Source organism: Qipengyuania sp. RANM35, from assembly GCF_041021145.2.
In the GTDB taxonomy this organism is placed as follows: Bacteria; Pseudomonadota; Alphaproteobacteria; order Sphingomonadales; family Sphingomonadaceae; genus Qipengyuania; species Qipengyuania soli.
Window position 1 is genome coordinate 2546517 of record NZ_CM196433.1, and the last position, 16227, is coordinate 2562743.

Sequence of the window (16227 nt, forward strand, 5' to 3'; positions counted from 1 at the left end):
TTGCGTTAAACGTGGCCGTCGCCTGGCGCGGCGGCCCTCCTGCTACGAGTGATCCGCGATCTCGACCCAGACCGGGGTATGGTCGCTGGCTTTCTCGCGTCCGCGATATTCCTTATCGACGCCCGCCGCGGTCATGCGATCGGCCAGCTCGGGTGACAGGAGCAGGTGGTCGATCCGAAATCCATGGTCGCGCTGCCATGCGCCTGCCTGGTAATCCCAATAGGTCCAAACGCCACCGCGTGGGTTGAGCGTGTTGATCGCATCGGTCCAGCCGTCCCCAAGCAAACGGGCATAGGCGTCGCGCGACTCGGGCTGCATCAGCGCGTCGTCCTGCATCGCCTTGACCGACCAGACGTCCTTGTCTTCGGGGATCACATTGAAGTCGCCAAGCACGACAGCCGGGATTTCCTCGGCCCAGATCTCGCGCATACGGGCGCGCAGCTTGTCCATCCACGCAAGCTTATAATCGAACTTGGGCCCGGGATGCGGATTGCCGTTGGGCAGGTAGAGGTTGCAGATGCGCACGCCGTTGACCTCGGCCTCGAGATAGCGAGCCTGTTCGCCCTCGCCGTCCTTGGGACCGTCGATCCCCAGGCCGCGCTTGATTTCGAGCGGCTCGACGCCATCGGCAAGGATGGCGACGCCGTTGAAACTCTTCTGGCCATGCCAGATCGCCTTGTAGCCGATGGCTTCGAACTCGTCGGCAGGGAATCCGTCGTCCATCGTCTTGATTTCCTGCAAGCAGGCGACGGTGGGCCGGGTCCCCTCGAGCCATTCCTTCAGCCGCGGCAGGCGGGCCTTGATACCGTTGATGTTGAAGCTGGCGATTTTCATCGCCCGGACACTAGATGCCGAAACTCGATCCGCAACCGCAACCTGCAGCGGCTTGCGGATTTTCGACCCGGAATGCGGCGCCGCCAAGCGATTCGACGAAATCCACCGTGCTACCGGCGACGAGGTCCAGGCTGACGGGGTCGACGACGAGCCGGACGCCCGCGGTTTCGCTCACCGCATCATCCCCTTCGGGAGCGGCAGCGAGGTCGAACTTGTACTGGAAGCCCGAACAGCCGCCTCCTTCAACCGACAGGCGCAGGATAGCGGGCTTGGCCTGTTTCTGCGCGATAGCGGAAACGCGAGCGGCTGCGGCCTCGGTCAAGGTGGGCGTGGTGTTCATCTGCTGGATGTAGGGTGCCTGGCGCCCCGCCTCAAGCGGTCTGGATATACTCGCGCATGGCCTCGGCTTCGCTCTGGATCTCGTCGAGGCGGGCCTTCACCAGATCGCCGATGGATATGAAGCCGCACATCGCCTCGCCATCCACGACCGGCAAGTGACGGATGCGCCGGCGCGTCATCAGGGCCAGCGCGTCGAGAATGCCTGTCCGTCGCTCGACCGTTATCGGTGGCGAGGTCATGACCTCGCCCATCGACCGGGACAAGCATGCATCCCCTTCGTTTGCCAGCCTGTAGACCACATCGCGTTCGGAAAAGATGCCGACGACCCGCCCATGTTCCATGACCGGCAGGGCACCGATGCGACGGTCCGCCAGGATCGCTATGGCGTCGCGAACGGGTGTGTCGACTCCGCAGGATATGACCTCCGCGCTCGTCCGCCCCGCGATCATGGTACCGATGTCCATTGCCACCTCCTCCGCAAGCTATGCGGGGAGAATGCCATTTTCAGGGCCGAAAAGCGAATCGTGCACACATCAGCCATTGAATCCGTTCAGCCCAATGTCCAAACGCCTTGAACATGAGCAGGAAGTCCCCCCTCGATGATCCCCAGCAGGCAGCATTCGCCTGGGCCCGATTCCGGCGGATCATGCGCTTCATGTTCCTGCTTACCATCGGGGTGGTAGCCATATCGCTCGCGCTGCTGTGGAAGTTCGGGACCGAGGAGGTCTCGATCCACTACTATATCGCCGCGGCTCTAGGCATCGGTTTCACCATGCTGCTGGCGAGCGCGCTGATGGGCCTGATGTTCCTCTCGTCGGGCACCGGCCACGATGAGGCCATCGAGGATCCGCTGAACGACCGCGACTAGTCGGCTTCGGGACGCAAGCGGTACTCCTCTACGGGCACACCGCCGATGAGGTGGCGCTGGATGATCGCTTCGAGCGCTTCTTCGTTGCACGAATGGTACCAGACGTTGTCCGGCCAGACGACCGCGATCGGCCCCGCCTCACAAATCTGGAGGCAGTCGGCCTTGGTCCGCTGGACCTTGCCGCCCGGCCCCACGAGGCCGAGCTCCTTAAGTCGCTTCTTGAGGAATTTCCACGCAGCCTCGCCCTCCTCGCGGCGACAGCATTTCTGCTTCTCGGAAATCGCGCACAGGAAGATCTGCCGCTCGACCGTCGCCCCGCCAATCTTGGCGAGCGCGGCCTCGGCCTTGCGCAGATCCTTGGCCTTTGCACTCATTCGGCGACCTTCAGCCAACGGTCGAGCCACGCGAACACAGTGTTGTGCCATTGCAGCGAGTTCTTAGGCTTGAGCACCCAGTGGTTCTCGTCCGGAAAGACCAGAAGCTGGCTGGGAATCCCGCGCATCTGCAGTGCCGTGAAAGAGGCGATGCCCTGCGTGTAGGGAATGCGGAAATCCTTTTCGCCGGTGATGACCAGCATCGGCGTCTTCCACTTGTCCACGTGGTTCGCCGGATTCCAGCGTTCGTAGGCTGCGGGGTCCTCGTAATATTTCTTGCCGCCATGCTCCCAGATGTCGAACCACAGCTCCTCGGTCTCGTAGGCCATGGCCCGGGCATCGAAAACGCCGTCATGCTGGACGAGGCAGTCGAAGCGGTCCGACCACTGCCCTGCGATCCAGTTCATCATGTAGCCGCCGTATGACGCGCCCATGGCGCAGGCTCGCGTGCCGTCGATCTGCTTGTCGATCGAAAGCGCGTGGGCGAGGCCCTTCTGCAGGTCCTCGAGCGGTTTGCCGCCCCAGTCGTTCCGAATGCTGTCGGTGAAGGCCTGGCCGTATCCGGTGGACCCGTGAAAATCGACCGAGATGACCGCATATCCCTGGCTTGCGACGACGCGCGGGTTCCAGCGGTTCGACCAGCTGTCGTTGAACGACCCCTGCGGTCCCCCATGGACGTAGAGGATGGCGGGCAGCTTGCCCTGAATGCCGTCGGGCTTGGTGATCTGACCCCAGACCGTGTCGCCATTCGCGCCGGGGAAGCTGAAGCGTTCGACCGAAACCGGGGCGAGCGTGCCCATGCGGCTCATCGCGACATCGGTCAGCGGCTTCGCCTGACCCCACTTGCGCGAGAGATACATTTCCGGCGGCGCGCCGATCGAATCGCGGGTGAACAGCAGGCCGCCAGAGCGCAGCGGGACGACATTGCCGATGTGGGCCTCGTTCCCGGCCATAAGGTCAAGCTTTTCGACCGCGCCGCTGCGCGGATCGATCCGGAACGCGGGTGTGTCGAGTACATCCTGAGCCGTTGCGACAATCCAGCGCGAATCCGGCGTCCACGCAAGCGAGCCGAAAGAGAGGTCGGCCTTGGCCGTGAGTGCACTAAGCTTGCCGGTCTTCAGGTCGCGCAGCATGACGACTTGCCTGTCGGCCTCGTAGGTCGGACGTTCCATCGCAACGTATGCGAGGTACCGCCCGTCGGGCGAGGGTGCGGGCAGCATGTCCATCGCCTCGTTCGCAGCGGTCAGGTTCACCGGTCCGCTGCCGGAAAGATCCGACCACCAGATGTCGAGGTTGGTGGAATAGGGCTCCTTCGCATCCGCCTCGCGCGCCACGAAATAGAGGCTCTTGCCGTCGGGTGCGAAGGCAATGTCCTCATTGCCGCCGAAGGGCATGGTTGGCGTATCGCCGCTGGGGCCACCGGCCCCATCCGGACCGTCCGCGGCAATACCATTACCGGCGACTTCCCCGTTCTGGAGCTGGAAAACAAAAGTGCGGTTGTATGTGCCCGGCGTTTCCCAGTGATCCCAGTGCCGCACGAAACCGCCGTCGCCTTGGTAGAGACGCCCCGTCCCCGGACCGGGCGTGAAGGGCTTTGCGCTGTCATCGCAATCGAGCGAGGCGCACGCGCGGGAAATCTCGGTGAAGACAGCGATCCGCTTGGCATCCTGCGAGAGGACGAAACCGTTCACCGCGCGTGGTAGGCGGGTGACCTGAGCTGCATCGCTAACCGTGCCATCTACCGCCACTCGGGCGCGCCAGACCTGGCTGGTCGCCGCGTCGCCGCCATCGGCATCGTCGGCGAGGTAGTAAAGCCATCCGTCGCCGCCGAAGCGTGCATCCGAGGCTTCGAGGTCGAGCCTTATCGGCTTCGCGTCGAGCTGTTTCAGCGAGCGCAGGCAAAGAGCGCCCTTACGCGCATAGGTCTCCGGATCGGTCTCGGTCACCGGATAGACGGCAAGCGTATCCGTGGGATCCACTGCAGGCGCGCCAAGGCGCGGCATGGTGACGAGGTCCTGCGCGCTCATCGGCTCGCGGCTCTCGGCAGCGAGCGGGTTGGCAGCGAGGAGCGCAAAGGCGCTGGCGAACGGGATTGCGACCCGGATGCTTCTTGTCATGTGCGCGGCTCTAGGCCCGCGCGACGGCAAAGTTAAGGGGGTGTCGTCAGGACTTCTTGCCGGCGATGCGGGCGATCTCGGCCTTGACCAGTTCCTCGACCATGGCGGGAAGATTGTCATCGAGCCATTGCGCCAGCATCGGGCGAAGCATTTCGCGCACCAGTCCTTCGAGCGAGGTTTCGCCGGAACGGACGATCTGCGGCGCCTTGCCGGGCTGCGCGAGCATGGCGAGGGCGGCAAAGTTCTGCCGCATCGCTTCGCGCGTGTCGCCGCGGGTGAGGGCGTCCTCGTCCTCTTCATCCGCCGCGTCGACACATTCAGGTTCGGCGTGCGCGTGCTCCATCGCGTAGTCGGAATCGAGTTCCAGGACCTCGATGGCCTCCTCCTCGTCGGCAGGTTCGACGACGTCTTCGCGCTCCGCGGTTGCGCGACGACGGCGTTCGGCGATCATGCCGTCGCGATTGTCGCGCGCAATGACCTTCTTGATCGAGTCAAGGATCTCTTCGACCGACGGTTCACCCGGTTGCTGCATCGTGCCTCACTGCCCCTGTCCCGAATCGGGACCACCGATTCGCCTGAAGCCCTCAATAACCGGTTTGCGAAGTGATTTCATCCTCTTCCGGGACGTCGGCATTTGGTGCAGGCACGTCGACTGTGCGCGTGGACTGCACTTCGGGGTCGGATTCGCTCTCCCAATCGAACCACTTTCCCTTGACCCGGTCGTAGTTCGTGGCCGGATCGTAGAGGATGCCTTCGCCGACGAACCCGAGATCGCGGGCCTCTGCCCGGCCCATGGCTGCGAGCAGCGAGAAGCCGGCGACGTAGGCATTGCGGCGCGCGGTAACGAGCTGGACCTGGGAGCGCAGCAATTCCTGTTCGGCATTGAGCACGTCGAGGATGGTACGATTGCCGATCGAGTTCTCGGCCCGCACGCCTTCGAGGCTTAGCGATGCCGAATCGACGGCCACCTGGCTGCTTTCGATGATTGCGAGGGCTGCCTTCCAGCTCGACCATGCGGCCCGGACTTGCGCGATGACATCGCGTTCGGTGGCGATCACCTGCTCGAGAGCAGCGGCCGAGCGGGCCTGTGCCTGGCGTTCGAGCGCTGCGGGCAAGCCGCCTTGGAACAGCGGCAGGCGTAGCGAGACACCCACCTGGCCGTCACGCCCCGATTGCGAAGGCGCTGCAGTACCATCGGCCAGGCGCAGCGAGTTGAGCGTATTCTGGTAATCGTAGCCCGCGAATACCGAAACGCGGGGCAGGCGGCCCGATCCGGCAACGTCGATATCGTATTCCGATGCCCGCGCACGCTCCTTGGCAGCGAGGAGATCGGGGTTGTTTTCGAGCGCCACATCGACTGCCGAATCGACGTCTGACGGAAGGTTCGGCAGCGGCGGGGGCGGCTGGAGATTGTCGGGAGCTTTGCCGACAAGCGCGATGTAGTTCTCGCGCGCGCTGATGAGGTTGGCCTGCGCGCTGCGAAGATCGCCCTGGGCGAGGGCGAGGCGTGACTGCGATTGCGCCACGTCGGTGCGCGTGAGATCACCGATCTCGAAACGGTCGCTGGTCGCTTGCAGGTTTACACCCAGCACGTCGACCTGGTTGGACGAGAGCGCCACTACTGCCTGGCCTCGCAGCACATCCATGTAGGCGGCAACAACCTGGGTGAATATCGCGCTTTCCGTTCCTCGGAGGTCGGCTTGGCCCGCCTCTACACGGTTCTCGGCGGCTTTGATCGAATTGCGGACCGCGCCACCGGAATAGATCGGCACGCCAAGGTCGACGCCAGCGCTGAAGAGGCGGTCGGGACCGTTCGGCGAAGCGCCCTCGACAATCTCCGTGTAAGTCGCAGTGCTCGAGACATTTGGTCGGCCCGCGCTCTTCTCGATGACGACGCTCTCGTCGGTTGCGCGCTGCCCTGCGCGTGCTGCAAGCAGGAGAGGGTTATGCAGGTATGCTTCGGTGAGCGCTTCCTGCAGCGTGTCGGCGGATGCCGGCACCGCAAGAACGCATCCGGCAAGCGCAGTGGTTACTGCCAGCCGACGGGCGACGCCGTTCAATCGCATTCAGAAACTCCAGCTAGCGGGCCGGTCGAACTGGCGCAGCCGCGGCACGCCGATTTCGGCTAGCGGCAGCAGTGCCAGCGACCCTGCGGCCTTGCGGCCCGTGGCGAGGCGCGTGACACCGTTCTCAACCAGACCTGTCACGATGCGGCCGCCTTCGGCGACCAGCTTGGCAATGGCAGCGGGGAGGTGTTCAACCGCCCCGTCGATAAGGACAAGGCTGTAGGCCCCCTTCTTGCGGCCACCCAGCGCCTCTTCGGGATCCATGGAACGCAGCGAGCCGACCAGTGGCTCCACAAGCGCAGCGAGATAACCGCTGCCACCGACGATAACGAGCACATCGTCACCGGAATTGGGCTGGGCTTCCGCAAGCATCATCCCGTGGAACAGCGGGGACGGCAGCGCCTTGCCTTCGCCAAGCCGGATTGCGCGGTCGGTATAGGCGGTGCTTCGCAGCGCTTCGGGCACGAAGTCCTCGCGGGCGACGGTGCCCATGCGTTCGAGAACGAAGGCTTCGTTGACTCCGCTGGTGCGAAGCTGGCTATCGATCATCGCGCGGCGTGCGGCGGCAAAATCGGACGTGGGGGCGAGGGTCGTGGTCATGGTCTCTTGCACTGTATTATTCGAATAACACGCTAGGTCAAGCTTGCGTTGCTTTAAGCGCAAGCGCCCTTGTGTCCAAGCGCTTTGACCAATGGCGGCAATCGTGACTAGGGAGGAGCGCAAATCTGCAACAAGGGAATGCGCCGCGATGAGCGACATGGTGACCATCAGCGAAGACGACCTGATCGAGAGCGTCGCCGACGCACTGCAATACATCTCCTATTACCATCCGATGGATTACATCCGCGCCTTGGGCGAGGCCTATGAGGCGGAGAAAGGCCCGGCGGCGAAGGATGCGATCGCGCAGATCCTCACCAACAGCCGCATGTGCGCAGAGGGGCATCGGCCGATTTGCCAGGACACGGGCATCGTCAACGTCTTCGTGAAATGGGGCCAGAATTGCCGACTGGGTTCGGACAAGTCGCTGCAGGAGGTTGTCGATGAGGGTGTACGCCGCGCCTACAACCATCCGGACAACAAGCTGCGCGCCTCGATCCTTGCAGATCCCGCCTTCACCCGCCGCAACACGCGCGACAACACACCGAGCGTCCTTTCTGTTGAGATGGTCCCGGGCAACACCGTCAGCATCGATGTTGCGGCCAAGGGCGGCGGCAGCGAGAATAAGTCGAAGTTCAAGATGATGAACCCCAGCGACAATATCGTCGAATGGGTGGTCGAGCAAATTCCCTCGATGGGTGCCGGCTGGTGCCCGCCGGGCATGCTCGGCATCGGCATTGGCGGGACGGCCGAGCACTGCATGAAGCTCGCCAAGCTCTCGCTGATGGACCCGATCGACATGGGCCAGTTGAAGGCACGTGGTGCACAGACCGATATCGAGCAGTTGCGCATCGACATCTTCGATGCCGTCAATGCCATGGGTGTCGGCGCACAGGGGCTGGGCGGTCTTTCGACTGTTCTCGATGTGAAGATTCTCGATGCGCCCTGCCATGCTGCGGGCAAGCCGATCGCGATGATCCCGAACTGCGCCGCCACGCGGCATGCGCATTTCACGCTCGACGGCAGCGGACCGGCCTATCTCGATCCGCCGAACATCGCCGAATATCCCCAAGTCACCTGGCAGCCTGATGCGGCTGCGAAGCGGGTCGACCTCGACAACCTTACTCCGGAAGAAGTGGCCAGCTGGCAGGACGGTGACCGCCTGCTGCTGTCGGGCAAGATGCTCACCGGGCGCGATGCGGCGCACAAGCGCATCAAGGACATGCTCGATGCGGGAGAGCAGCTGCCGGTCGATTTCAAGGGGCGTGCGATATACTATGTCGGCCCGGTCGACCCCGTGATGGGTGAAGTTGTCGGCCCTGCCGGACCGACTACGGCCACCCGCATGGACAAGTTCACCGAGATGATGCTCGACCTCGGGCTGCTTGCGATGATCGGCAAGGCCGAGCGCGGCCACAATGCGGTCGAGGTGATCAGTCGTTTCAAGGTCGCCTACCTGATGGCGACCGGTGGTGCGGCTTATCTCGTCAGCAGAGCGATCAAGGGTGCGCGGGTCGTGGCCTTCGAGGATCTTGGCATGGAAGCCATCTACGAGTTCGAGGTGCAGGACATGCCGGTGACGGTGGCGGTCGATGCGCGGGGCAACAACGTCCACACGCTTGCGCCTGCCGAATGGCGCCGTCGCATCGCCGAAGGGGATTTCGAGCCCGCCGAATGACGTTGCGCTCGACCAACCGCACAGGAATGTCGACCGCGGCTCTGGCAATCGGCGGGCGCGAAGGGCAGAGCTAAGCTGTTTTGACGTTCGACCACTCTCTTGCGGATTCTCCGGCGCGACTGACCCTTCGCACGGTCCTGATGTCGATCATCGGGCTGTGGCTGGCCTATTTCGTCATATTCACCTTGCGCGGGTTTATTGTCGGCCTCGACATCCAGCCCGACTTGCTGATGCGCCGTGGTCTGGTGGTGGCTGGCGGCGTGGTTGCGACCGTGCTGTTATGGATGGTCCTGCGCCTCTTCGATCATCGCTCGCTGGCGCTTCAGATCAGTGCGGCGGTGCTCTTGGCCCTGCCGACATCCATGCTGATCGCGCAGATCAACAAGGCGGTTTTCGCCGACGTGCAGGACAAGCTGGAAAGCAAGATTGCGGCCGAACGCGGCTTCTCGCTCAAGCGTGACGAAGCGGGCAACATCATCATCGAGGCGCCGACACCGGGCAGCGGAGAGTTCGACGATTCGCTCAGGCCGACCTCCCCAGTCCTCGGCAAGGTGGTCCTGCCGGGCGAAACCACACGCGACCAATGGCTGAGGCTCATCGAGCTGGCGTTAAGCCAGTACTTCCTGCTACTGGCATGGGCGGCGATCTACTTCGCGTTGCTCGCCGGGGCACGGGCGCGCGAGGCCGAGCGGCGTGGCGAGCGATTCCGTTCGGCCGCCAAGGCCGCAGAGCTGCGTTCGCTGCGCTACCAGGTCAATCCGCACTTTCTCTTCAACACGCTCAATTCGCTGAGCGCCTTGGTGATGACAGGCAAGGCCGACCGCGCTGAGCAGATGATCCAGACCATCTCGCGTTTCTATCGCCACAGCCTGGCCGACGATTCGACCGGCGAGGTGACGCTGGCGGACGAGATCGACCTGCAAGAACACTATCTCGAGATCGAGGCAGTGCGTTTTCCCGAGCGCCTGCGCGTGAGGGTCGACCTCCCGCCAGAACTCGCGAACTATAAGGTCCCTGGCATGATCCTGCAGCCGCTGGTCGAGAACTCGGTCAAATACGGCGTGTCGGCCAGCGCGAAGCCGGTTACCGTTTCGATCGTTGCACGCGAGGAATACGGAAGGCTCGTGCTGCGGGTCAGCGACGACGGCCCCGGAGTCCCCGCCGGGCAGTCGGGCGGTTTCGGCATCGGGCTTGCGAACGTGCGCGACCGGCTCGAGGCGCGTTTCGGCAACGAGGCGACCGTCACTTCCGGTCCGGCTTTGCAGGGTTACGAAACCGAACTGAGATTGCCTTTGGTGAAACATGGCTGAGGAACCTGCCGAAAAACTGCGCACACTTATCGTCGACGACGAACCGCTTGCGGTGGAGCGCATGCAAGTTATTTGCTCGAAACTGGACGACCTTGCTGTTGTCGGTACCGCAAGTGACGGGGCGCAGGCATTGCGCCTGATCGAGGCGCTGACCCCCGATCTCGTGCTGCTCGACATGACGATGCCGGAAGTCGATGGCCTGTCAGTCGCCCGCAAACTCGCCTCGCAGGCCGAGCGGCCGGCGGTCGTGTTTGTGACGGCGCATGACAACTATGCGGTCGAGGCTTTCGATCTCGATGCGGTCGACTATGTGTTGAAGCCCGTAAAGCCCGAACGCCTGGAACGCGCTATCAAAAGGGCCCTAGCACGGCGCGGCGAAGAAGGCCGCGAGGACAGCCGCTGGCTTGAGGAGCTGTGGATCCCGCATCGTTCCGAATTGATCCGAATTGCTACCTCCGAAGTCGGCCGCATCGATGCAGAGCGGGATTATGTCCGCCTTCATGTCGGTGATGGCGATGATGCGCGCACGTACCTCCTGCTCCAGACGATTGCAGGCCTGGAGAAGCGTCTCGATCCTGCAAAGTTCATCCGCATTCACCGCTCCACTATCCTCCGGCGTGATCGCATTACCGGTCTCAGGCATGATGGCCTTGGGGTATGGTCGGTCGAGATGGAGGATGGCGAGGCATTGCGCATCGGTCGCACTTACCTTCCCAAGGTGAAAGCGATGGCCGGGCGCTAGGTTCGCGCCGTCATCTTTTCTCACGACAATTCCAAAAAGAATGGCCCCGGCCGGGGGACTGCGTCCGGCCGGGGCCAAGGCCCTAAGCGGGGACTGGGGGTCAACCGCCCGAGGTGCGCTGCTCTGTGACAGCTGCGATGTTGGACCGTGCGCGCTCCATGGCCGCGCGGTAGCAGCGGTGCTTGTCGGCGCGTGAAGAGATGGAACGCATGTTCGAAGTGCCATAGCCACACACGACCCGCGCCGCCGAGCGGACCCTTGTGTCGAGCGCGGCCTGACCTTCAACGTGGGAAAGGTCGAGGTCACTGTAGGCGACGCGCATTTCGCGGGCGGCGGAGGGCGAAGCCGAGATTGCGAGGCTGGCTGCGGCAAGTGCAATGATGGGGGATTTCATTTCTTGTCCTTCCTAATTGCTCGACAGCCCCAATGGTGAGTTAGTGTAGTAATACACAAGAGTGGAGGGTGCTTCGACCAACTGCTTGAATTGGCCGACGAAAATTGCCGCCCCGACGACAGCGCCGAGGCGACTTCTCGTGATCAGCCGCCCTTTTCGTTCTGCGCCGCTGCCGCGGCAAACTGGGCATGGGCCTTTGCCTTGGCCGCCTCGAAGCACTTTGCGGCCTGTTTGTCGCGAATGCGCGTCCCTACACGCGCTTCGTTGACGCCACACACTGAGCGGGCAGCGGCGTCGACGCGCTGGGCCAGCCGTGCCTGGCCTTCCGGGGTGGCAAGATTGAGGTCGGCAAAGGGTACGACCATCGTTTCAGCCTGGGAACTGGTTGCCGAAAGTGCGAGGCTTATCGCGGCGAGTGAGACAAGGGTCTTGGTCATGGGATTCCTCCGGGTCTGCGGAGGGCCCGGTTTCGGGGGACTGGGTTCGTAAAGGACCCTCCGCAGCACCAATATTGAATGGCTACATTTGTAGTCGCACGCTGGAATCGACGGACGACACGTGCATTGGACGGGCCGCCGGGTTTGGCCGACGAAGCGTCATTGGCAATCGGCGGACGACGGGCCTATGCCACCGGTCGATGGTCCTTGCGCTGCTCTTTGCTCTCGGCGTTGCCAATTTCGCGGTTCACAAGGCCGTGCTCGAAAGCGAACACCCCATGCTCGACGTTTTGCCGGGTCTTTTCCGACGCGGGGGCGGACGCATGTCGCTGCTCTTCGAATTCATCGTCTTGTTGTCGGCAATGATCATGACGGAGAATGGCTGGCCGGGAGCCGCTGTGCTGTACGCATTCTACAGTCTGTTCAACCTGGTCGCGGGCTGGCTGGTTCTCGACGAGAGAATCTAAAGCGGGAACCGGTCAGGTTCCTGCGTGCTTTTGCCAGCATGGAAAACACGACGAACTGGCTAATCGTGAATGCGAAGAGCGGCAGCAACAGCGATGCTGCCGTAAAGGCCCTTTACGATGCCTGCGCCGAACGCGGTCTCTCGATTGCGAAGCAGATCAGCTTCCCAGACGAAGATCTCCCCGATGCGGGAGTGCTGGAGTCGGCAAATGTAGCGCGCTTATTCATCTTTACCGGCGACGGAACCCTGAATGCCGCCATCACGAAAGTCGCGGGCTGGGGCGGCGAGGTCCTGGTTTTGCCCGGCGGGACCATGAATCTCCTGAGTGTGCGACTGCATGGCGAGGACACCCCGCTCGAGGAAATTCTCGACCGTGTTGCTTGCGGAGCCGTCAAGCCGGTGCGCCCATTGATGGCGACTTGTGAGCAAGGGGAGGCGTTGGCGGGGCTGCTCGTCGGACCGGGCACGGCTTGGGTCAATGTTCGCGAGGCCATGCGCGACCTGGATGTCGCGGGGGTGGCCCAAGGCACTAGCGCGGCGGTTGCCGAAACCACGACCGGCCCGAAGGTCCGCCTGACCGAACCGGCGCGCGGCCATGAGGAAGGTTACCCTCTGATCGAAATAACTCCCAGCGATCGCGGCATGCAGGTCGACGGCTATCGCTCTGACGGTGCTGGTGACTTGCTCCAACAAGGGTGGGCCCTCTTGCGTCGGCGCTTTCGCGAAGGTCCGCACGAGCGCTTGGGCATGCTCGACACGATGACGATAGAGAGCTGCGCGGGTGACCCGATCGAAGTCTTGATCGACGGCGAGCCCGCAACGCTCGGCCCGCGCGCAGAATTCTCGGTGGCACCATGCAAGGTCGATCTGCTAGCGACCGACCATGGCTTCTGACCACCGGCGCATCTTTCACCTCTCCGACATTCACTTCGGTCTAGAAAACAATCGCGCGCTCGACTGGGTGAAGCAGGAGATTGCCGAAAAGCGCCCGGATGCCGTCGCCATCACGGGTGACCTGACAATGCGCGCGCGCCATCACGAGTTCGCTGCCGCCACCAAATGGATCAATTCACTCGACGCCCCAGTAACGGTCGAGGTTGGCAATCACGACATGCCCTACTTCAATCCTGTCGAGCGCTTTATGACGCCCTATAAGCGGTTCCGCGGAATGGAAGAGAAGGTCGAACGCGAGCTCGATCTCGGTAGCCTCGCCATTGTGCCGCTGAAGACCGCGGTTCGCGCGCAACCGCGGCTGAACTGGTCAAAGGGCTGGATCAGCACATCCGCTCTCGCAAAATGCCTCGGTGCCATCGATGCCCTGCCGCCCGGTACCAAGGTGCTCGTCGCGGCGCACCACCCGTTGCGCGAAGTCGGCACCAAGGGAACGGCGCTGACCAAACATGGCGAACGGGCCCTGCGCGAACTGGCACGTCGCGGCGTGATTGGCGTTCTCTCCGGCCATGTCCACGATGCCTTCGACATCATGGAGCAGACGCCCGAGGGCCCGGTCCGCATGATCGGCGCGGGCACGCTGTCCCAACGCACTCGCTCCACCCCGCCGAGCTTCAACGAGCTCGAATGGGATGGTGAGACGGTGAGCGTCTGTGTCCGCAACCTGCAGGACGTCGACACAGCCGACATGCAGATTGACGATGTGCCCGAAAATGCCATGCCGCCGCGTGAACCAGGGGAACCCGTGGCCCCCGTGCGGCAGATCCCGCGCGTCGATCCGCCGGTCCATTAACCAGCTTCGCTAGGGCGGCCTCAACCAGCATTGGCGATGATTCAGCCCACCAAAGCTGGAGGCAAAGATGGAATTCGTGAAAGCGGTACCCCTCGGCGCGATCCTGTCCGGCGTGGTCTCGCTGGTGATCGGTTCGCAGGGCGCAAAGGGTGGGCAAATGGCCATCCACCTCGCCGAGGTCTCCCACTATTCGTTCTACTGGTCGTGGCCGCTGTTCTTCGCAGGGGCGGGCCTGGCCTGGGGCATCATGCTGCTCCAGCGCTGAGCCGCTGCCAGCCCAATCCATTGCCGCAAACGAAAAGGGCGACCCCTCGCAGGATCGCCCTTCCTCGGTGACCGAGAATTCGGTTTCGAAACTTAGCGCTTCGAGAACTGGAAGCTGCGGCGTGCCTTGGCGCGACCGTACTTCTTACGCTCGACGACGCGGCTGTCGCGGGTCAGGAAGCCGGCAGCCTTGACGGTGCTGCGCAGCGCCGGCTCGTACTTCGACAGTGCCTGGGCGATGCCGTGCTTCACGGCGCCAGCCTGGCCCGAAAGACCGCCGCCCTTGACGGTGGCGACGACGTCGTACTGACCCTGACGCTCGGTGATCGCGAAAGGCTGGTCGATGACGAGGCGCAGCGTCGGACGTGCGAAGTACACTTCCTGGTCGCGGCCGTTGACGGTGACCTTGCCGGTGCCGGGCTTCAGCCACACGCGAGCGGTGGCGTCCTTGCGGCGGCCGGTGGCGTAGGCGCGGCCCTGCTTGTCGAGTTCCTGCTCGCGCAGGGGAACGTCGGCGGTCTTGGCGATTTCAGCCGAATCGCCCTGGGGGGCGTCGCCGGCGATGTCCTTCAGATCGGCGAGATCGGTGACGGTTTCGTTGGTGTCGGCCATTATGCGGCAACCTTGTTCTTGCGGTTCATCGAGGCAACGTCGAGCGTTTCGGGCTTCTGGCCGTCATGCGGGTGCTCGGTGCCGGCATAGATGTGCAGCGCGCGCATCTGCGCACGGCCGAGCGGGCCGCGCGGGATCATGCGCTCGACAGCCTTCTCGAGCACGCGCTCGGGGAAGCGGCCGCCCAGCACCTTGGTGGGGGTCGTTTCCTTGATGCCGCCCGGATGGCCGGTGTGCTTGTAGTAGACCTTGTCGGTCATCTTGCGGCCGGTGAACTTCACCTTGTCGGCGTTGATGATGATGACGTGGTCACCACAATCGACGTGCGGGGTGTAGCTCGGCTTGTGCTTGCCGCGCAGGTGGTTGGCGACGATCGCGGCCAGACGACCGACGACGAGGCCGTCGGCATCGACGATGTGCCACTTCTTTTCGACCTCGGCCGGCTTGATCGACCGGGTCACCTTGGTGAGAGCCTTCATGGCTGGTGTTCCGTTTCTAGTGTTCGTGCCGCGCGCGGTGAGCGGCGGCGTCCATTCGGCGAATCCGGTGCATGCCCAAACCCGCGAAGCGCGCGCCAAATGGCGTCAGGGGTGCCCCAAGTCAAGCGATTCTGCGGTTCTTGAGTGCGGTAAAATAAAACCACACAATATCAGCTAGAGCCGCGAGAGGCGCCAGACTTCGCGGGCGAGCCTTTCATCTTCACCGATCCTGGTCATGATGCGCCGCTCGCTTGTTACGAGCAATCCGGTTGCCGGATCCGCGCTCGAACGGGTCTCGACATCGATGCGACCCTCGGTCCCGGGCGCGATCTCGATCTCGCGCTGTAGCGTTCGGGTCTCCTCGAGCGGGAAGAAGAGGTCTCCGGGAACCTCGCTGAGCGATTGCTGTGCCGCCGCTGTCAATTGCGACAAGGCGCGGCGGGCATCGATCAGTTCAGCACCCTTGGCACCCTTGTGTGAGAGGACCGCAAGGGCGGCATCGATAACCTTGGTGGCGTCGACCATGGGTTCGCTGGCAAAATCGGCGATCCGCCCGGATGCGTCGAGAAGCGCCGGAAAAGGACCGGTTCCCTTCCGGCTCCGTTCCATCTCGGCCAGCGCCCCAAGAGCGGGCGGTGCGGACACGAGGCAATCGAGATCGGCACCTTCGACGAGCATTCCCCTGCCGGCGACGGAGAAACGGCACGACCAGCTGCGCTCCACCCGCAGGCTTGCGCCATCGAACAGTTCACGTTCGAGAAGCCGCGTCAGCCGGAAACCGCCGTTCGGGACACTGCGCGCCGCCGTTGTGGCGCGTAACGGCATTGGCAATGCCAACCCGGCAAGCATGAGTATGCCGCCCGCGCCGAGAACACGCAGGCTCTCCCTGCGATTCCAATTGTCCAT

21 protein-coding genes are annotated in these 16227 nt (G+C 63.3%); 8 read left to right on the top strand and 13 right to left on the bottom strand.

Annotation, left to right across the window (positions count from 1 at the left end; translation table 11 throughout):
• Positions 1-42: 42 nt before the first annotated feature.
• From xth to RAM60_RS12775, 3 genes are read right to left on the bottom strand one after another with little or no spacing between them, the layout of a single operon-like run.
• Positions 43-834 carry an exodeoxyribonuclease III gene (gene xth / locus RAM60_RS12765; RefSeq protein ID WP_369026455.1) on the bottom strand — a complete coding sequence of 264 codons (792 nt, stop codon included), beginning with the start codon at positions 832-834 and terminating at the stop codon, positions 43-45.
• Between the two features lie 10 nt (positions 835-844).
• A complete protein-coding gene (locus tag RAM60_RS12770; RefSeq protein ID WP_200981717.1) occupies positions 845-1174 on the bottom strand; it encodes a HesB/IscA family protein in 330 nt (109 codons plus the stop codon).
• Positions 1175-1205: 31 nt separating this feature from the next.
• Positions 1206-1637, bottom strand: coding sequence for a CBS domain-containing protein (locus tag RAM60_RS12775; protein ID WP_369026454.1), 432 nt, complete (start codon positions 1635-1637; stop codon positions 1206-1208).
• 113 nt (positions 1638-1750) lie between these two features.
• Between RAM60_RS12775 and RAM60_RS12780 the strand changes: the two genes are divergently transcribed.
• A complete protein-coding gene (locus tag RAM60_RS12780) occupies positions 1751-2041 on the top strand; it encodes a hypothetical protein (protein ID WP_200981719.1) in 291 nt (96 codons plus the stop codon).
• Here RAM60_RS12780 and RAM60_RS12785 read toward each other — a convergent pair.
• From RAM60_RS12785 to RAM60_RS12805, 5 genes are read right to left on the bottom strand one after another with little or no spacing between them, the layout of a single operon-like run.
• A complete protein-coding gene (locus RAM60_RS12785) occupies positions 2038-2415 on the bottom strand; it encodes a (2Fe-2S) ferredoxin domain-containing protein (protein ID WP_369026453.1) in 378 nt (125 codons plus the stop codon). The two genes, RAM60_RS12780 and RAM60_RS12785, sit on opposite strands and share 4 nt — an antisense overlap.
• Complete coding sequence (locus RAM60_RS12790; RefSeq protein ID WP_369026452.1) at positions 2412-4532, bottom strand: S9 family peptidase; 2121 nt, start codon at positions 4530-4532, stop codon at positions 2412-2414. Before RAM60_RS12790 ends, RAM60_RS12785 begins: the two co-directional genes overlap by 4 nt.
• A gap of 46 nt (positions 4533-4578) precedes the next feature.
• Complete coding sequence (locus tag RAM60_RS12795; protein WP_369026451.1) at positions 4579-5064, bottom strand: DUF2497 domain-containing protein; 486 nt, start codon at positions 5062-5064, stop codon at positions 4579-4581.
• Positions 5065-5116: 52 nt separating this feature from the next.
• Positions 5117-6598: a TolC family outer membrane protein gene (locus RAM60_RS12800; RefSeq protein WP_369026450.1), complete on the bottom strand. Its 1482-nt coding sequence runs from the start codon at positions 6596-6598 to the stop codon at positions 5117-5119.
• On the bottom strand, positions 6599-7198 hold the full coding sequence (locus RAM60_RS12805) for a protein-L-isoaspartate O-methyltransferase family protein (RefSeq protein ID WP_369026449.1): 600 nt from the start codon (positions 7196-7198) through the stop codon (positions 6599-6601).
• A gap of 148 nt (positions 7199-7346) precedes the next feature.
• Between RAM60_RS12805 and RAM60_RS12810 the strand changes: the two genes are divergently transcribed.
• From RAM60_RS12810 to RAM60_RS12820, 3 genes are all read left to right on the top strand, one after another.
• The gene (locus tag RAM60_RS12810; protein WP_369026448.1) at positions 7347-8873 is read left to right on the top strand and encodes a fumarate hydratase; all 1527 of its coding nucleotides are present in this window, start codon (positions 7347-7349) and stop codon (positions 8871-8873) included.
• A gap of 80 nt (positions 8874-8953) precedes the next feature.
• Positions 8954-10183, top strand: a complete 1230-nt coding sequence (locus tag RAM60_RS12815; RefSeq protein ID WP_369026447.1) for a sensor histidine kinase — start codon at positions 8954-8956, stop codon at positions 10181-10183.
• A complete protein-coding gene (locus RAM60_RS12820) occupies positions 10176-10925 on the top strand; it encodes a LytR/AlgR family response regulator transcription factor (protein WP_369026446.1) in 750 nt (249 codons plus the stop codon). Before RAM60_RS12815 ends, RAM60_RS12820 begins: the two co-directional genes overlap by 8 nt.
• A 100-nt stretch (positions 10926-11025) precedes the next feature.
• On the opposite strand, the gene RAM60_RS12825 is transcribed toward RAM60_RS12820, so the two are convergent.
• Both RAM60_RS12825 and RAM60_RS12830 read right to left on the bottom strand, forming a co-directional pair.
• A complete protein-coding gene (locus tag RAM60_RS12825) occupies positions 11026-11319 on the bottom strand; it encodes a UrcA family protein (RefSeq protein WP_369026445.1) in 294 nt (97 codons plus the stop codon).
• Between the two features lie 143 nt (positions 11320-11462).
• Positions 11463-11756 (bottom strand): UrcA family protein, encoded by a 294-nt coding sequence (locus RAM60_RS12830; RefSeq protein ID WP_369026444.1) that lies wholly within the window; start codon positions 11754-11756, stop codon positions 11463-11465.
• 200 nt (positions 11757-11956) lie between these two features.
• Between RAM60_RS12830 and RAM60_RS12835 the strand changes: the two genes are divergently transcribed.
• The 4 genes from RAM60_RS12835 to RAM60_RS12850 all read left to right on the top strand — a co-directional run bounded on the left by RAM60_RS12835 (position 11957) and on the right by RAM60_RS12850 (position 14231).
• Positions 11957-12223: a hypothetical protein gene (locus RAM60_RS12835; RefSeq protein ID WP_369026443.1), complete on the top strand. Its 267-nt coding sequence runs from the start codon at positions 11957-11959 to the stop codon at positions 12221-12223.
• 38 nt (positions 12224-12261) lie between these two features.
• Positions 12262-13116, top strand: coding sequence for a diacylglycerol/lipid kinase family protein (locus RAM60_RS12840; RefSeq protein WP_510639812.1), 855 nt, complete (start codon positions 12262-12264; stop codon positions 13114-13116).
• A complete protein-coding gene (locus RAM60_RS12845) occupies positions 13106-13966 on the top strand; it encodes a metallophosphoesterase family protein (protein ID WP_369026441.1) in 861 nt (286 codons plus the stop codon). The genes RAM60_RS12840 and RAM60_RS12845 overlap by 11 nt, the downstream gene beginning before the upstream one ends.
• Before the next feature lie 67 nt (positions 13967-14033).
• Positions 14034-14231: a hypothetical protein gene (locus RAM60_RS12850; protein WP_200981732.1), complete on the top strand. Its 198-nt coding sequence runs from the start codon at positions 14034-14036 to the stop codon at positions 14229-14231.
• 92 nt (positions 14232-14323) lie between these two features.
• On the opposite strand, the gene rpsI is transcribed toward RAM60_RS12850, so the two are convergent.
• From rpsI to RAM60_RS12865, 3 genes are all read right to left on the bottom strand, one after another.
• Positions 14324-14842, bottom strand: coding sequence for a 30S ribosomal protein S9 (gene rpsI, locus RAM60_RS12855; protein WP_246449793.1), 519 nt, complete (start codon positions 14840-14842; stop codon positions 14324-14326).
• Positions 14842-15321 carry a 50S ribosomal protein L13 gene (rplM, locus tag RAM60_RS12860; protein ID WP_369026440.1) on the bottom strand — a complete coding sequence of 160 codons (480 nt, stop codon included), beginning with the start codon at positions 15319-15321 and terminating at the stop codon, positions 14842-14844. Before rplM ends, rpsI begins: the two co-directional genes overlap by 1 nt.
• Positions 15322-15495: 174 nt before the next feature.
• A complete protein-coding gene (locus RAM60_RS12865) occupies positions 15496-16227 on the bottom strand; it encodes a hypothetical protein (protein WP_369026439.1) in 732 nt (243 codons plus the stop codon).

What these genes read in the sequence shown, in the direction of transcription:
- xth (WP_369026455.1), bottom strand. Translation starts at nt 834, where the DNA reads ATGAAAATCGCCAGCTTCAACATCAACGGTATCAAGGCCCGCCTGCCG.
- RAM60_RS12770 (WP_200981717.1), bottom strand. Translation starts at nt 1,174, where the DNA reads ATGAACACCACGCCCACCTTGACCGAGGCCGCAGCCGCTCGCGTTTCC.
- RAM60_RS12775 (WP_369026454.1), bottom strand. Translation starts at nt 1,637, where the DNA reads ATGGACATCGGTACCATGATCGCGGGGCGGACGAGCGCGGAGGTCATA.
- RAM60_RS12780 (WP_200981719.1), top strand. Translation starts at nt 1,751, where the DNA reads ATGAGCAGGAAGTCCCCCCTCGATGATCCCCAGCAGGCAGCATTCGCC.
- RAM60_RS12785 (WP_369026453.1), bottom strand. Translation starts at nt 2,415, where the DNA reads ATGAGTGCAAAGGCCAAGGATCTGCGCAAGGCCGAGGCCGCGCTCGCC.
- RAM60_RS12790 (WP_369026452.1), bottom strand. Translation starts at nt 4,532, where the DNA reads ATGACAAGAAGCATCCGGGTCGCAATCCCGTTCGCCAGCGCCTTTGCG.
- RAM60_RS12795 (WP_369026451.1), bottom strand. Translation starts at nt 5,064, where the DNA reads ATGCAGCAACCGGGTGAACCGTCGGTCGAAGAGATCCTTGACTCGATC.
- RAM60_RS12800 (WP_369026450.1), bottom strand. Translation starts at nt 6,598, where the DNA reads ATGCGATTGAACGGCGTCGCCCGTCGGCTGGCAGTAACCACTGCGCTT.
- RAM60_RS12805 (WP_369026449.1), bottom strand. Translation starts at nt 7,198, where the DNA reads ATGACCACGACCCTCGCCCCCACGTCCGATTTTGCCGCCGCACGCCGC.
- RAM60_RS12810 (WP_369026448.1), top strand. Translation starts at nt 7,347, where the DNA reads ATGAGCGACATGGTGACCATCAGCGAAGACGACCTGATCGAGAGCGTC.
- RAM60_RS12820 (WP_369026446.1), top strand. Translation starts at nt 10,176, where the DNA reads ATGGCTGAGGAACCTGCCGAAAAACTGCGCACACTTATCGTCGACGAC.
- RAM60_RS12825 (WP_369026445.1), bottom strand. Translation starts at nt 11,319, where the DNA reads ATGAAATCCCCCATCATTGCACTTGCCGCAGCCAGCCTCGCAATCTCG.
- RAM60_RS12830 (WP_369026444.1), bottom strand. Translation starts at nt 11,756, where the DNA reads ATGACCAAGACCCTTGTCTCACTCGCCGCGATAAGCCTCGCACTTTCG.
- RAM60_RS12835 (WP_369026443.1), top strand. Translation starts at nt 11,957, where the DNA reads ATGGTCCTTGCGCTGCTCTTTGCTCTCGGCGTTGCCAATTTCGCGGTT.
- RAM60_RS12840 (WP_510639812.1), top strand. Translation starts at nt 12,262, where the DNA reads ATGGAAAACACGACGAACTGGCTAATCGTGAATGCGAAGAGCGGCAGC.
- RAM60_RS12845 (WP_369026441.1), top strand. Translation starts at nt 13,106, where the DNA reads ATGGCTTCTGACCACCGGCGCATCTTTCACCTCTCCGACATTCACTTC.
- RAM60_RS12850 (WP_200981732.1), top strand. Translation starts at nt 14,034, where the DNA reads ATGGAATTCGTGAAAGCGGTACCCCTCGGCGCGATCCTGTCCGGCGTG.
- rpsI (WP_246449793.1), bottom strand. Translation starts at nt 14,842, where the DNA reads ATGGCCGACACCAACGAAACCGTCACCGATCTCGCCGATCTGAAGGAC.
- rplM (WP_369026440.1), bottom strand. Translation starts at nt 15,321, where the DNA reads ATGAAGGCTCTCACCAAGGTGACCCGGTCGATCAAGCCGGCCGAGGTC.
- RAM60_RS12865 (WP_369026439.1), bottom strand. Translation starts at nt 16,227, where the DNA reads ATGGACAATTGGAATCGCAGGGAGAGCCTGCGTGTTCTCGGCGCGGGC.